The organism is Azospirillum palustre (assembly GCF_002573965.1).
Lineage (GTDB): Bacteria > Pseudomonadota > Alphaproteobacteria > Azospirillales > Azospirillaceae > Azospirillum > Azospirillum palustre.
Window position 1 is genome coordinate 711,916 of sequence record NZ_PDKW01000043.1, and the last position, 14,124, is coordinate 726,039.

Genomic DNA, 14,124 nt, shown 5'->3' on the forward strand with positions numbered 1-14,124 from the left:
CCCGCGCGAAGCCCCTGTGCGCCGGTCCGTGCGCGCCGGGCTGGCGGCCCTGGTGCTTTCCCTGGCCCCGGTTCCGGCCCCGGCGCAGTCGCCGCAGCCGCTTCCCGGTCCGATCCCGCTGACACCCGATGCGGCCCGCAGCAGTCCGGCCGGCGACCGGCCTGTGATCGACCTGTCGCTGTGCCAGCGCCTGACCCGCCACTTGCCGGCCGCCGATGTCGAGTATCGGCCGGGCGTCGATGTCAATGGCCGGGCGGTGGCGCCGGCCGATCTGCCGGGCACTGCCGGTACGCAGCCGCCGATTCCCATCGACCTGCCGCTGTCGGTCGATCTTGCCCGGCGGATGGGCGTCGCCCTGCCGTCGGTTCCCCATCTGCCGAACGACATCACAGCGGTCTGGCTCAGCGTCGTCGGCGACCGGCTCTACCTGAACGGCCAGCCGATCGATCCGGGCGCCGAGGAGCGCCTCTACGCCTATTGCCGCACCCGGTAGGGAGAGGGGCAGGCGGGACTGCCGGCGGGGGGCTTACAGTGGACAAGTGAGGGCGACCTTCCTAAAGTCGCTCATCCGCCGTCGTGTCCGCTCTTTCGTTGCGAAGCAGTGGGCACGTCGGCCTTGTCGAACACCTCGCACACGAGAACAGAGCCATGCGGCTGTCCAGCTTCTTCATGCCGACCCTCAAGGAGACCCCGACCGAGGCGCAGATCGTCTCGCACCGCCTGATGCTGCGGGCCGGGATGATCCGCCAGACCAGCGCCGGCATCTATGCCTGGCTGCCGCTGGGCTATCGGGTTCTGCGCAAGATCGAGCAGATCGTCCGCGAGGAGCAGGACGCCGCCGGCGCGCAGGAACTGCTGATGCCGACCATCCAGTCGGCCGATCTGTGGCGCGAGAGCGGCCGTTACGACGATTACGGCAAGGAGATGCTGCGCATCACCGACCGTCACGACCGCGAGATGCTGTTCGGTCCGACGAACGAGGAGATGATCACCGACATCTTCCGGTCCTTCGTCAAGAGCTACCGCCAGTTGCCGCTGAACCTCTACCACATCCAGTGGAAGTTCCGTGACGAGATCCGCCCGCGCTTCGGCGTGATGCGCGGCCGTGAATTCCTGATGAAGGACGCCTATTCCTTTGACATCGACGCGGCTGGCGCCCGGCGCTCCTACCAGAAGATGTTTCTGGCCTACCTGCGCACCTTCGCCCGCATCGGGTTGAAGGCGATCCCGATGCGCGCCGACACCGGCCCCATCGGCGGCGACCTCAGCCACGAGTTCATCATCCTGGCCGAGACCGGCGAGAGCGGCGTCTTCTGCCACAAGGACTGGATGAACCTGGATGTGCTGAAGGACGCCCCCGGCATGGAGGACGACCTGCAGCCCTTCTTCGACCGCATCACCTCGATCTATGCGGCGACCGACGAGAAGCACGACCCGGCCAACAGCCCGGTTCCGGAGGCCGATCTGGTCTCCGCCCGCGGCATCGAGGTCGGCCACATCTTCAATTTCGGCACCAAATACTCCAAGCCGATGAACGCGGTGGTCGCCGGCCCGAACGGCGAGTCGATCCCGGTGGAGATGGGCAGCTACGGCATCGGCGTGTCGCGCCTGATGGGTGCGATCATCGAGGCCAGCCACGACGACAACGGCATCATCTGGCCGGACGCCGTGGCGCCCTTCAACGTCGGCCTGATCAACCTGAAGTCCGGCGACGCCGAGACCGACCGCGTCTGCGCCGAGCTGTATGCGAAGCTCGAATCGGCTGGTCTGGAGGTCGCCTATGACGACCGCGACGAGCGCCCCGGCGCCAAGTTCGCCGACATGGACCTGATCGGCGTTCCCTGGCAGCTGGTCGTCGGCCCGCGCGGCCTGAAGAACGGCGTCGTCGAGCTGAAGCGCCGCGCCACCGGCGAGAAGGAAGAGCTGCCGGTCGAGGCGGCGCTGGCGAAGCTGCTGGGCTGATCGGCTCAGCTCGAAGAGGAAGCCCGGATCGCCATGACCATCGGCGATCCGGGCTTCGCCCTGCCGGCGATCCGGGCTTTGCCCTTTTCCCGCCACGCTCACGTTCTTATGTAGGGCATCGCTTCCGCCTATCTACAGGCCCCCGCCACAGGACCCCCGCCTCATGATCTTCAACGCCTTCGAACGCATGGTCGCGATGCGTTACCTCCGGGCACGCCGCCAGGAAGGGTTCATCTCGGTCATCGCGGGGTTCTCGCTGGTGGGCATCGCGCTCGGCGTGGCGACCCTCATCATCGTGATGGCGGTGATGAACGGCTTCCGGGCGGAGCTGCTGGGCCGGGTGCTTGGTCTGAACGGACATCTCAACGTCTACAGCTCGCGCGGCGGACCGCTGCCGGATTTCGACATCCTGGCCGGCAAGCTGCGCAACACGCCGGGCGTCGTCAACGTCACCCCGACGGTGGAGGGGCAGGCGCTGGTGTCGGTGCGTGGCGTCGCCTCCGGCGCCGTCATCCGCGGCGTGCGGGCGGAAGACTTCAAGGTGCGGCCGACGTTGGCCAACAACGTCATCCGCGGCTCGGTCGACGAGTTCGGGGAGGACCGCGTCGCCATCGGCGTGCGCATGGCCCAGCGCCTGGGCCTGTCGGTCGGCGACCAGATCACGCTGATCGCACCCCAGGGCAACGTCACCGCCTTCGGCACCGTGCCGCGGATGCGCAGCTATCCCATCGGCGCGATCTTCGACGTCGGCATGTTCGAATACGACAACAGCTTCATCTTCCTGCCGCTGGAGGAGGCGCAGGCCTTCTTCCGCACCGGCGACGCCGTGACCTCGCTCGAGGTCTTCGTCAGCGACCCGATGCAGATCGCCGCGGCCCGGTCCGCCGTCCAGTCGGTGGTGGCGGGAGAGGGCAGGGTGGTCGACTGGCAGCAGTCGAACGCCAGCTTCTTCACCGCACTCCAGGTCGAACGCAACGTGATGTTCCTGATCCTGTCGCTGATCATCATGGTGGCGGCCTTCAACATCATCTCCAGCCTGATCATGCTGGTGAAGGACAAGGGGCGCGACATTGCGATCCTGCGCACCATGGGGGCGACGCGCGGCATGATCATGCGCATCTTCTTCCTGTCCGGCGCCAGCGTCGGCGTGACCGGGACCCTGCTGGGTCTCGCACTCGGCGTGTCCTTCGCGCTGAACATCGAGAGCATCCGGCAGGTCATCCAGGGTCTGACCGGCACCAACCTGTTCAATGCCGAAATCTATTTCCTGTCCCACCTGCCGGCCAAGATCGACTGGAGCGAGGTGACCCAGGTGACGCTGATGGCGCTCGGCCTGTCCTTCGCCGCCACCATCTACCCGTCCTGGCGCGCCGCCCGGCTCGACCCGGTGGAGGCCCTGCGCTATGAGTGACGCCGTCATGCAGCCGATGCTGGAGCTGAAGGGGATCGTCCGCCGCTTCGAACAGGCGGGCGAGACGCTGGAGGTGCTGCGCGGCGTCGACCTGACGGTCGGCGGCGGCGAACTGGTGGCGCTGGTCGGCCCGTCGGGTGCCGGCAAATCGACGCTGCTGCACATCGCCGGCCTGCTGGAACGGCCGACCGGCGGCACGGTGCGCATCGCCGGCTCCGATGTGTCCAATCTGGACGACGGCAAGCGGACCGAGGTGCGGCGCCGCTCCATCGGCTTCGTCTACCAGTTCCACCATCTGCTGCCGGAATTCTCGGCGCGGGAGAACATCGTCCTGCCGCAGATGATCGCCGGCGTGTCGAAGTCGGTCGCCCGCCAGCGCGCCGACGAGCTTCTGCGCATGGTCGGGCTGGAGCAGCGCGGCACCCACCGCCCGGCCCGCCTGTCGGGCGGCGAGCAGCAGCGCGTCGCCATCGCCCGCGCGCTGGCGAACGCCCCGTCGCTGCTGATCGCCGACGAGCCGACCGGCAACCTCGACCCGCACACGGCGGAGCATGTCTTCACCATGCTGTCGGCCATCGTCCGGCAGGCCAAGGTCGGCGCCCTGGTCGCCACCCACAATCTCGACCTTGCCCGCCGCATGGACCGGGTGCTGGAGATGCGCGACGGCCTTCTGGTGGAATACCAGCCGTCGGAACTGGTGCCGCTGAGCGAGGTGGCGTCGGAAGCCCGATAAGCGGCGTCATAGGCCGAAAGCGGATCCGTCTCCCGGTTGCCAAGCCGGTGCATCGCCACCACTCTCATGCGCGACCGCACCGGCTGAGCTGCGGCACGAGGCAAAACAGGGGCATCGGGGATGGACCAGCGGATCATCGATCTTTACGACGAATACACCCACGCGCCGCTGCCGCGCCGGGTCTTCCTGGAGCGGCTGGCCGCGCTGGCCGGCAGTGCGGCAGCGATTCCCGCGATCCTGTCGGCGATTGAGCCGAACTACGCCCGCGCCGCCGTGGTCGGCGAGGACGACACCCGTCTGGCGGCGGAAAAGGTGTCCTTCCAGGGGGCGACCGGCGACGTGTCCGGCTATATCGCCCGGCCGAAGCTGGCGGACAAGGCTCCGGCGGTGGTCGTCATTCACGAGAACCGCGGCCTGAACGCCTATGTCGAGGACGTCACCCGCCGCCTCGCCACCGAAGGCTTCGTGGCGTTTGCCCCGGATCTGCTGTCGCCGCTGGGCGGCACGCCGCAGGATCCCGACAAGGCGCGCGACATGATCGGCCAGCTCGACACCGACAAGACGGTCAACAACCTGATCGCGGCGATGAGCTACCTGATGGCCTATCGATATTCCTCGGCGAAGGTCGGGGCGGTCGGCTTCTGCTGGGGCGGCGGCATGGTCAACCGGCTGGCGATCAAGGCGCCCGACCTGAAGGCCGGCGTCGCCTTCTACGGCCCGACCCCTGACCCGGCGCTGGTCGCCACGGTCAAGTCGCCGCTGCTGCTGCATTATGCCGGGCTGGACCAGCGCATCAACGCCGGCATCCCGGCGTACGACGAGGCGCTGAAGAAGGCGCATGTCGAACACCAGATCCACGTCTATGACGGCGTCAACCACGCCTTCCACAACGACACGTCGGCGGAGCGCTACAACAAGGAGGCCGCCGATCTGGCCTGGAAGCGGACGGTGGAGTTCCTGAAGGCGAAGCTGGCGTAAGGGGCGTTCAGCCCAGCACGGCCGCCGTATCCACGACCGTCGCATATTCGCCGTCCATGTTGGCGAGCGACAAGTCGTGGACCTCGTCGGCCGTCCGCAGCCTCCCCGACCGGTCTTTCCTGGCGAAGGTGAAGCAGGCGTCGGCCACCAGACGCACGTCGTAGCCGAGGTTGCCGGCCATCCGCACCGTCGCCTCGACGCTGTTGTTGGTGATCACGCCGGCCACCACCAGCGTGGCGATTCCGCGGCCGCGCAGCCACTCGTCGAGCCCGGTGCCGATGAAGGCGCTGTTCACCCGCTTGCCGATCACGGTCTCGCCGGGCAGCGGCCTTGCCTCCTCCTTGAAGGGATGGCCGGGACCGCCGGGGCGGTAGCTGGAGTGCGGCTCCACCGAATCGTGGCGGATATGGACGATGGGCCGGGCGTCCCGCCGCCATGCGGCCAGCAGCGCCGCGACGTTGGCCTCCGCCTGCGGGTTATTGCGCGGGCCGACCAGGGCCCAGCGCGGGTCGTCGATGGCCTTTTGCAGGTCGATGACCAGCAAAGCGGCGTTGAAGAGAAGCTTTTCCATGACTGCGATCCTGCCGCGATTGTCCATCGCGTGACAAGTCCGGCGGTTTCTGGCTCTAATCCGGCGCTCCACCCCCGTTTCCCTATCCCAGCGCTCGTTCGGAGGCGCCGTGCTCGCATCCCCCCTGTCCTTGCTCGCCGTCGCCGCCGGCGGTGCCGCCGGTTCGGTGGCGCGTTACCTGATGTTGCTCGTGATCGCACAATGGGTCGGCACCCGCTTTCCGGCGGGGACGATCGTCGTCAATGTGATCGGCTGCACGGTGATGGGGGTGCTGTCGGAACTGGCGGCGCTGACATGGTCGCCGTCGCCCGAGCTGCGCGCCTTCCTTCTGGTGGGCATCCTGGGCGGCTTCACCACTTTCTCTTCCTTCACGCTGGACATCGGTGTCCTCGTCGCCCGTGACGAGATCGCCGCGGCGGCGGGATACTTCCTCGCCTCGACGCTGTTCAGCGTGGTGGGCTTCTTTGCCGGCCTGTGGGCCGTGCGTTCTCTTGTTTCGGTGTCCCTCTGATGACTGACTCTCCCAAGCCCACTGCCGATCACGCCGATACCGCGTCGACCGAAGCGAAAAGCGACAGCAAGGTCGAAACCCGCATCGTCACGGCCGACGAGGCCGACATGCGGCTCGACCGCTGGTTCAAGCGGCATTTCCCCGACGTGAACCACAGCTACCTGCAAAAGCTGCTGCGCACCGGTCAGGTCCGCGTCGACGGCAAGCGGGCGGAGACCTCGACGCGGCTGGTGGCCAAGCAGGGCGTGCGCATCCCGCCGCTGGCCGCCTGGGCCGCACCGGTCAGGGGACCGGGTCAGGGGAGCAGCAAGCCCAAGGGCATGTCGGACAAGCAGATCGCCGAGTTGCAGGCGCTGGTGCTCTATCGCGACGCCGAAGTGATCGCCATCAACAAGCCGCCCGGTCTGGCGGTGCAGGGCGGCACCGGCACCTCCAAGCATCTCGACGCCATGCTCGACGCCCTGCGCTTCGACGGCAACGAACGGCCGAAGCTGGTCCACCGGCTGGACAAGGACACCTCCGGCGTCCTGCTGCTGGCCCGCACCACCTTCGCCGCCAGCAAGCTGACCGAGCTGTTCCGCGGCAGTGCGGTGCGCAAGATCTACTGGGCCGTCACCGTCGGCGTGCCGACGCCCTACCAGGGCAAGATCGATCTGGCGCTGGCCAAGGAAGGCGGCCCGCATGGCGAGCGGGTGGCGGAGAACAAGGAAGAGGGCAAGCGCGCCGTCACCGTCTATTCGGTGCAGGAGAATGTCGGCAAGCAGGCTGCCTTCGTCGCCATGTGGCCGCTGACCGGGCGCACCCACCAGCTGCGCGTCCACATGGCCGCCGTCGGCACGCCGATCCTGGGTGATGGAAAATATGCGGGGCAGGGCGCCTTTCTGGCCGGCGGGGCGGAGGTTGCGAAGAAACTGCACCTGCACGCCCGCCGGCTGATCCTGCCGCATCCGCGCGGCGGCAAGACCATCGACGTGATGGCGCCGCTGCCCGACCACATGCAGGCGACCTGGAAATATTTCGGCTTCAGCCCCAACCTGCGCGATGACCCGTTCGAGGATTTCGAATGATGGTCCCGCCGGGGAAATCGCCGCTGCGCCTCGCCCTCTTCGACTGCGACGGCACGCTGGTCGACAGCCAGTTCGCCATCATCGACGCCATGACCCGGGCCTGGGCCGAACATGGGCTTGGCGAGCCCGATCCGGCCGATGTCCGCCGCATGGTCGGGCTGTCGCTGGTGGAGGCGGTGGCCCTGCTGCTGCCGCAGCGGGATGCCGACCTGCATGTCGCGGTGGCGGAAAGCTACAAGCGCGCCTTCTCCAGCGCCCGCAGCCGCGGCGAGGTGGACGAACCGCTGTTCCCCGGCATCCTCGACACGCTGGCGGCGCTGGAGGAAGCCGGGGTGCTGCTGGGTGTGGCCACCGGCAAATCGCGCCGGGGGCTGGATGCGGTGTTGAAGGGCCATGGGTTGACCGGGCGTTTCATCACCTTGCAGACCGCCGATGTCGGTCCCGGCAAGCCCAACCCGCACATGGTGCAGCGTGCGCTGGCGGAGACCGGTGCGGAAGAGGCCGCGACTGTCGTGATCGGCGACACGACCTACGACATCCAGATGGCCCGCAACGCGCGTGTGCGGTCGGTCGGCGTCTCCTGGGGTTACCACGCGGTGCCGGAGCTGGAGCGGGCCGGGGCCGACCGCATCGTCCACCGCGGGCGCGACGTCGCCACCGCGGTGCTGGAGCTTTTGGAAGGGTAAGCGATGAAGCGTTTCTACAAGGCGGCGGGCGTCGGCGAGACCGAGGGCGGTTTCCGGGTCGAACTGGACGGTCGTCCGGTGCGCAGCCCGGCCAAGGCGCCGCTGGTCTTCCCCAGCCTGCCGCTGGCCCAGGGCGTGGCCGACGAATGGGCGGCGCAGGGCGACCGGATCGACGCCCATGCGATGCCGCTGATGCAGTTGTCGAGCACTGCGGTCGACCTGATCCCGGCCAAGCGGCCGGAGATCGTCCCCGCCATCAGCGCCTATGCCGAAACCGACCTGCTGTGCTACCGCGCCGAACATCCCCAGCCGCTGGTGGAGCGGCAGGCGCAGCTCTGGCAGCCTCTGCTGGATTGGGCGGCGCTGACCTACGACGCCCCGCTGCGTGTCTGCGCCGGGCTGATGCCGAGGCCGCAGCCCGAGGAGGCTCTGGCCGCCCTGCGCCGGGTGGTGGAGCGGACGGACGACTGGCATCTGTCCGCGCTTCAGACCGCGACCGGCGTGTGCGGGTCGATCATCGTGGCGCTGGCTTTGCTGGAGGGCCGTCTCAGCGCCGAAGAGGCGTTCGAGGTCTCGCAACTGGACGAAACCTACCAGATTGAGCAGTGGGGCGAAGACGCGGAGGCCACGAAACGCCGCGCGAACGTTCGCGCGGAGATCGTGGCCTGTCGGCGTTTCGCGGATTTGCTGCGGGGATGACGGGCGGGGGCGGATGCCCCCACCTCACAACTCAGGCAGCTCTTACTTCGCCGTGGTGGCGCCGGTCGTCGGGGCGGCGCCCGGGGCGACCGTTTCCTTCTCCGCCGGCTTGCGGTTCTTGTACAGCGACGTCATGGTGTCGTCGTACTTGAAGTCCGGCATCGCCTTGACGTCGTCGCGGCTCATGCCGGCGAGGTTCAGGCGGTTGTTCTGCGAATCCCAGTTGGCGGCACTGTAGTCGACCGCGACCTGCTTCTCGCCGATGCCGAGGAAGCCGCCGGAGCTGATGACCAGCTGCTTGGCCTGGCCGGTGCCGTCGAGGATGACGTCGTCGACCTCACCGATCTTGTTGTTATCTCGGCCATAGACGTTCTTGCCGATCAGTTCGTCGGCGCTGGCGAGCTGGCCGCCCGTCGGGCTGGACTTGGTCATGCCGCTGCCGGTGGCGCTGTCCGGCGTTGCGGTGTTCGACATGCTGGACGTGGACGAGGACGGGTTGCCCACGGTCGGCGACGAGGTCTGCGCGACGGCGACGCCCGTCATGAGAGCCAGCGAGGCGGCGGTGACGATCAGGGTGCGACGCATGGGGTGGCTCCTTTGTCGTTGTGTCTGAAGACACCACAACAACAGAAGCGAAGCCCGTTTGATCACTCCTTCCGGGAACTCTTTCGGTGTGGGGCTAACCCTTCGTGGTATGGTCCCATCCGGGTTCGCGCGGCGTCAGAACCGCCGGCCCTGCCTGGAAGGTCAGCCCATTCTCTGCCGCGCGCTGCACATCCTCCAGCCGCAGCAAAGCGAGTGCGGCGCCGTCGCGGCCGCTGCGCATCTCGCCGACTTCCTTGCCGTCCAGCGTCACCGGGGTGCCGGTGTCCGGCGCCGGTCCATCGACGGTGACCGGGAACAGCTTTTTCTTGATGAGGGCGCGGTACTTGGTGCGGGCGGTCAGCTCCTGCCCCATGTAGCAACCCTTGTCCCAGGAAATCGCGTTCAGCGCATCCATCCGGCTTTCCAGCGGGATTGATTTCTCCGGGATCAGGTCCAGCGTGCCGTCGGGGATGCCGAGCGACAGCCGAAGCCGGTCGTAGTCCGCGACCTCGCGCGGCGCCAGACCGGCCGCCTCCAATGCCGCAAGCCCGTCCGCCGGCAGGAAGAGGCGGGCCCCCAGCGCCGGCAGCCGCGGGTCGGTGAAGGCGACGCCGCCGGCGAAAGCCCGTGCCGCACCCGGTTCGGCCGGCAGGCCCAGCGCCTCCAGCGCGCCGTCCCCGAAGGCGACGACCACGCGAAGCTGCTCCGTCCGGTCCTCGAGCGCGATTTTCGAACGCAGCTTGTACATCTTCAGCCGGCGCAGCAGGTCGGCGCGGCGGTCCGTCTCCGGGTCCAGCAGCAGCGCGGCATCCGATTCTGCTCCCGACTCGACCAGGTTGAAATCATGAAGGAACTTGCCCTGCGGCGTCAGGAACAGGGCATAGGCGGCACGGTCCGGCGTGACCCGCAGCACGTCGTTGGACACCAGCCCTTGCAGGAACGCCTTGCGGTCCTCGCCCGTAACCGCCACCACGCTCCGCTGGCCCAGAACTGCGTAACCCGCCGACATCCCCGCCTCCACATCATCCAATCGACTGAAGTGTTGGGCGGAACGGCCCGGCTGGCAAGGGCCTGCCGCACTGCAATGTACCCGGCAATGAGCTGGGCGAAGGGCTGGGTTGCGGAAGCCGACTGTGGCATGATGACCAAAGCGGCAGATGCATCACCGTTGGGCAGAGGATCGGTTGTTGACGGCCGGTGGTGCCGCCGGATTACTCTGTTGGTAGCGGTGGCACGGCTTTGGCAATGCCATACAGGTTTGACCTTATTCCGGATTGCTCCTCCTTGCCTTCGCACGCCGAGACCTACCCCCCGGACGCTCCGCTGCCCCGTTTGGAGCTGCGCGGCATCACCAAGCGATTCCCCGGCTGTCTGGCCAACGACCATGTCGATCTCGTCCTGCAACCGGGTGAGATCCATGCGCTGCTGGGTGAGAACGGGGCCGGCAAGTCCACCCTGGTCAAGATGATCTACGGGGTGTTGCACCCCGATTCCGGAACCATGCTGTGGCAGGGGGCGGAAACGGTTGTTCCCGACCCGGCCGGCGCGCGCCGTCTCGGCATCGGCATGGTGTTCCAGCATTTCTCGCTGTTCGACACGCTGACGGTGACCGAGAACATCGCGCTCGGCCTCGACAATGCCGGGCCGATGGACCAGCTCGCCGGCCGCATCCGCGAGGTGTCGGAACGCTACGGTCTGGCGCTGGACCCCGGCCGCCACGTCTTCCACCTGTCGGTGGGCGAGCGCCAGCGGGTCGAGATCGTGCGCTGTCTGTTGCAGGATCCGAAGCTGCTGATCATGGACGAGCCGACCTCCGTCCTGACGCCGCAGGAGGCGGCCAAGCTGTTCGAGACGCTGCGCGTCCTGGCGGCGGAGGGCTGCACGATCCTCTACATCTCGCACAAGCTGGAGGAAATCCGCGCCCTGTGCAGCCGCGCCACCGTGCTGCGCGCCGGCAAGGTGGTGGGCGCCGCCGATCCGCGGCGGGAGACTGCGCGCAGCCTTGCCGAGATGATGATGGGGGCGGAGCTGTCCACCCCCGAACGGCCGCCGCAGGGTGTGGCCGGCGTTGCCCGCCTGACGGTTCACCACCTGTCCACCACCTCCGACAATCCCTTCGCCACCAACCTGAAGGACGTCAATTTCGAGGTGCGGGCGGGCGAGATCCTCGGCATCGCCGGTGTCGCCGGAAACGGGCAGGCGGAGCTGATGGCGGCCTTGAGCGGCGAGGTTCTGCTTGCCGACGCCGAAGCCGTGGTGATCGAGGGCACGTCGGCCGGGCACCTCGGGCCACGGGCCCGCAGGACGCTCGGCCTTGCCTTCGTGCCGGAGGAGCGGCTGGGCCGCGGTGCGGTGCCGGAACTGAGCCTGTCGGAGAACGCGCTGCTGTCCGGCTATGCCCGCGAGCCGCTGGTGCGCGGCGGCATGGTCCATTTCGCCCGCGCCCGCGCCTATGCCGAGACGATCATCCGCGGCTTCAACGTCGTGGCGCATGGTCATCGGGCGGAGGCGCGATCGCTGTCGGGCGGCAATCTGCAGAAATTCATCATCGGCCGCGAAATCCTGCAGAAGCCCAAGCTTCTGGTGGTCGGCCAGCCGACCTGGGGGGTCGATGCCGGCGCTGCCGCCGCGATCCACAAGGCGCTGATCGATCTGGCACGGTCGGGTGCGGCGGTGCTGGTCATCAGCCAGGATCTGGACGAGCTGTTCGTGCTGAGCGACCGGATTTCCGTGCTGTTCCACGGCCGCCTGTCCGACAGCCGGCCGACGCACGAGACGAGTGTGGAACGCATCGGCCTGCTGATGGGCGGCCTGTTCGGCACGCCGCCGGACGAAGACGGGGAGATCACGCGTGCGGTCTGATGGTTTTTTGAGCACCGGAGACGCCGCATGAGCTTCATCCGTCTTGAACCGCGCGGGCAGGCGTCGAAGACCATGGTCTACGTCACGCCGCTGCTGGCGGTGGCGCTGACCCTGCTCAGCGGCTTCATCCTGTTCCTGGCAATGGGCTTCGACCCGTTGAAGGCGCTCTATTCCTTCTTCGTCGCGCCGGTGACTTCGGTCCGCGGCGTCGGCGAACTGGTGGTGAAGGCGACGCCGCTGGTGCTGTGCGCCGTCGGGCTCGCCATCGGTTTCCGCGCCAATGTCTGGAACATCGGTGCCGAAGGGCAGCTGACGCTGGGCGCCATCACCGGCGGCGGGCTGGCGCTGGCCTTCTATGGCGAAGGCGGCTGGTGGCTGCTGCCGATGATGGTGATCGGCGGGGCCATCGGCGGGGCGGTCTGGGCGGCGGTGCCGGCCTTTCTGCGGCTCCGCTTCAACGCCAGCGAGATCCTGACCAGCCTGATGCTGAACTATGTGGCGCTGCTGCTGCTGAACTATGTGGTCCATGGCCCCTTCCGCGATCCCGACGGCTTCGCCTTCCCCGAATCGCGGCTGTTCGAGGCCGATGCCACACTGCCGATCCTGTGGGCCGGGACCCGCGTCCATCTGGGTGCGCTGTTGGCCCTGCTGGCGTTGGCGGGTGGCTGGCTGCTGATCGCGCGGACCTTCATCGGCTTCCAGATCAAGGTGATCGGCCTGACGCCGGCCGCCGCCGGCTATGCCGGCTTCGACCAGAAGCGGATCGTCTGGCTGACCCTGCTGCTGTCGGGTGCCCTGGCCGGCATCGCCGGCATGGGCGAGGTCGCCGGCCCCATCGGCCAGATCACCGCCAGCATTTCGCCCGGCTACGGCTATACCGCCATCATCGTCGCCTTCCTGGGCCGGCTGCACCCGGTCGGCATCCTGCTGGCGGCGCTGCTGATGGCGCTGTCCTTCATCGGCGGCGAGGCGGCGCAGATCGCCATGGGCCTGCCCAAGGCCATCACCGGAGTGTTCCAGGGCATGCTTCTTTTCTTCCTGCTGGCAAGCGACGTGCTGATCCGCTACCGGGTCCGCTTCGGTGCGCGGAGGGCCGCGGCATGAGCGACCTTGCCCTGATCGGCCCGATCCTGGCCGCCATGTTCGCGGCGGCGACGCCGCTGCTGTTCGCCGCCTTGGGCGAGCTGGTGGTCGAGAAGTCGGGTGTCCTCAACCTGGGTGTCGAGGGCATGATGCTGGTCGGCGCCGTCTGCGGCTTCGCCGTGACCGTGCAGACCGGCAGCGCCGTCACCGGTTTCCTCGTCGCTGCCCTCGCCGGTGCCGCCACCGCCTCGCTGTTCGCCGTGCTGACCCTGTTCCTGCTCGCCAACCAGGTGGCGACCGGTCTCGCACTGACCCTGTTCGGCGTCGGCCTGTCGGCGCTGATCGGCCAGGGTTTCGTCGGCATCCCGCTGGAGGGCCTGCCGAAGCTCCACATCCCCGGCCTGACCGACCTGCCGGTGGTGGGGCAGGCGCTGTTCGGCCAGGACATCATGGTCTATCTGGCGATTGCCGCCGTCCCGCTGGTCCATCTGTTCCTCTACCGCAGCCGCGCCGGCCTCGTCCTGCGCGCGGTGGGAGAGAACCACACGGCCGCCCATGCGCTGGGCTACAAGGTCCTGCGCATCCGCTTCTTCGCCATCCTGTTCGGCGGCGCCATGGCCGGTTTGGGCGGCGCCTTCCTGTCGATGGACTACACGCCGATGTGGGCGGAGAACATGACCTCGGGCCGCGGCTGGATCGCGCTGGCGCTGGTGGTCTTCGCCACCTGGAAGCCGGTGCGCGCCATGCTCGGCGCCTGGCTGTTCGGCGGCGTCACCATCCTGCAGCTGCATGTCCAGGGGCTGGGCATCGACGTGCCGTCGCAGCTCTTGTCGATGCTGCCGTATCTGGCTACCGTTCTGGTCCTGGTGCTGATTTCGCGGGACGTCGCCCGCATCCGCCTGAACGCGCCGGCCTGTCTGGGAAAACTGTTTCATCCCGATGCTTGACGCGTCGTTTTGAAAACGAAACAAAGCCC

Annotated in this window: 15 protein-coding genes; 12 read left to right on the plus strand and 3 right to left on the minus strand. The window is 67.9% G+C overall.

The window, feature by feature from the left end; all coding sequences use genetic code 11:
* The first annotated feature begins 16 nt into the window (after nt 1-16).
* The 5 genes from CRT60_RS25770 to CRT60_RS25790 all read left to right on the plus strand — a co-directional run bounded on the left by CRT60_RS25770 (nt 17) and on the right by CRT60_RS25790 (nt 5,084).
* The gene (locus tag CRT60_RS25770; RefSeq protein WP_098739380.1) at nt 17-493 is read left to right on the plus strand and encodes a hypothetical protein; all 477 of its coding nucleotides are present in this window, start codon (nt 17-19) and stop codon (nt 491-493) included.
* 155 nt (nt 494-648) lie between these two features.
* Nucleotides 649-1,962 carry a proline--tRNA ligase gene (gene proS / locus CRT60_RS25775; protein ID WP_098739381.1) on the plus strand — a complete coding sequence of 438 codons (1,314 nt, stop codon included), beginning with the start codon at nt 649-651 and terminating at the stop codon, nt 1,960-1,962.
* Nucleotides 1,963-2,125: 163 nt separating this feature from the next.
* Nucleotides 2,126-3,373 (plus strand): lipoprotein-releasing ABC transporter permease subunit, encoded by a 1,248-nt coding sequence (locus CRT60_RS25780; RefSeq protein WP_098739382.1) that lies wholly within the window; start codon nt 2,126-2,128, stop codon nt 3,371-3,373.
* Nucleotides 3,366-4,106, plus strand: a complete 741-nt coding sequence (locus CRT60_RS25785) for an ABC transporter ATP-binding protein (protein WP_098739383.1) — start codon at nt 3,366-3,368, stop codon at nt 4,104-4,106. The genes CRT60_RS25780 and CRT60_RS25785 overlap by 8 nt, the downstream gene beginning before the upstream one ends.
* 120 nt (nt 4,107-4,226) lie before the next feature.
* Nucleotides 4,227-5,084 carry a dienelactone hydrolase family protein gene (locus CRT60_RS25790; protein ID WP_098739384.1) on the plus strand — a complete coding sequence of 286 codons (858 nt, stop codon included), beginning with the start codon at nt 4,227-4,229 and terminating at the stop codon, nt 5,082-5,084.
* Nucleotides 5,085-5,091: 7 nt separating this feature from the next.
* Here the strand turns inward: CRT60_RS25790 and CRT60_RS25795 are convergent, their stop codons facing one another.
* Nucleotides 5,092-5,655 (minus strand): cysteine hydrolase family protein, encoded by a 564-nt coding sequence (locus CRT60_RS25795; RefSeq protein ID WP_098739385.1) that lies wholly within the window; start codon nt 5,653-5,655, stop codon nt 5,092-5,094.
* Nucleotides 5,656-5,764: 109 nt separating this feature from the next.
* On the opposite strand from CRT60_RS25795, the gene crcB reads away from it, so the two are divergent.
* From crcB to CRT60_RS25815, 4 genes are read left to right on the plus strand one after another with little or no spacing between them, the layout of a single operon-like run.
* Nucleotides 5,765-6,166, plus strand: coding sequence for a fluoride efflux transporter CrcB (crcB, locus tag CRT60_RS25800; protein WP_098739386.1), 402 nt, complete (start codon nt 5,765-5,767; stop codon nt 6,164-6,166).
* Nucleotides 6,166-7,233: an RluA family pseudouridine synthase gene (locus tag CRT60_RS25805; RefSeq protein ID WP_098739387.1), complete on the plus strand. Its 1,068-nt coding sequence runs from the start codon at nt 6,166-6,168 to the stop codon at nt 7,231-7,233. The genes crcB and CRT60_RS25805 overlap by 1 nt, the downstream gene beginning before the upstream one ends.
* Nucleotides 7,233-7,919, plus strand: a complete 687-nt coding sequence (locus CRT60_RS25810; protein ID WP_098741032.1) for an HAD-IA family hydrolase — start codon at nt 7,233-7,235, stop codon at nt 7,917-7,919. The genes CRT60_RS25805 and CRT60_RS25810 overlap by 1 nt, the downstream gene beginning before the upstream one ends.
* A 3-nt stretch (nt 7,920-7,922) precedes the next feature.
* On the plus strand, nt 7,923-8,618 hold the full coding sequence (locus tag CRT60_RS25815; protein ID WP_098739388.1) for an ATP12 family chaperone protein: 696 nt from the start codon (nt 7,923-7,925) through the stop codon (nt 8,616-8,618).
* A gap of 42 nt (nt 8,619-8,660) precedes the next feature.
* Here the strand turns inward: CRT60_RS25815 and CRT60_RS25820 are convergent, their stop codons facing one another.
* Together CRT60_RS25820 and ygfZ are read right to left on the minus strand one after the other, a co-directional pair.
* Nucleotides 8,661-9,203, minus strand: a complete 543-nt coding sequence (locus tag CRT60_RS25820; protein WP_098739389.1) for a PRC-barrel domain-containing protein — start codon at nt 9,201-9,203, stop codon at nt 8,661-8,663.
* 94 nt (nt 9,204-9,297) lie between these two features.
* Complete coding sequence (gene ygfZ, locus CRT60_RS25825) at nt 9,298-10,212, minus strand: CAF17-like 4Fe-4S cluster assembly/insertion protein YgfZ (protein ID WP_098739390.1); 915 nt, start codon at nt 10,210-10,212, stop codon at nt 9,298-9,300.
* A gap of 275 nt (nt 10,213-10,487) precedes the next feature.
* Between ygfZ and CRT60_RS25830 the strand changes: the two genes are divergently transcribed.
* The 3 genes from CRT60_RS25830 to CRT60_RS25840 are packed head-to-tail and all read left to right on the plus strand — an operon-like array spanning nt 10,488 to nt 14,095.
* Nucleotides 10,488-12,065: an ABC transporter ATP-binding protein gene (locus tag CRT60_RS25830; protein WP_098739391.1), complete on the plus strand. Its 1,578-nt coding sequence runs from the start codon at nt 10,488-10,490 to the stop codon at nt 12,063-12,065.
* A gap of 27 nt (nt 12,066-12,092) precedes the next feature.
* Complete coding sequence (locus CRT60_RS25835; protein ID WP_098739392.1) at nt 12,093-13,169, plus strand: ABC transporter permease; 1,077 nt, start codon at nt 12,093-12,095, stop codon at nt 13,167-13,169.
* Complete coding sequence (locus CRT60_RS25840) at nt 13,166-14,095, plus strand: ABC transporter permease (RefSeq protein ID WP_098739393.1); 930 nt, start codon at nt 13,166-13,168, stop codon at nt 14,093-14,095. Before CRT60_RS25835 ends, CRT60_RS25840 begins: the two co-directional genes overlap by 4 nt.
* Nucleotides 14,096-14,124: the final 29 nt, after the last annotated feature.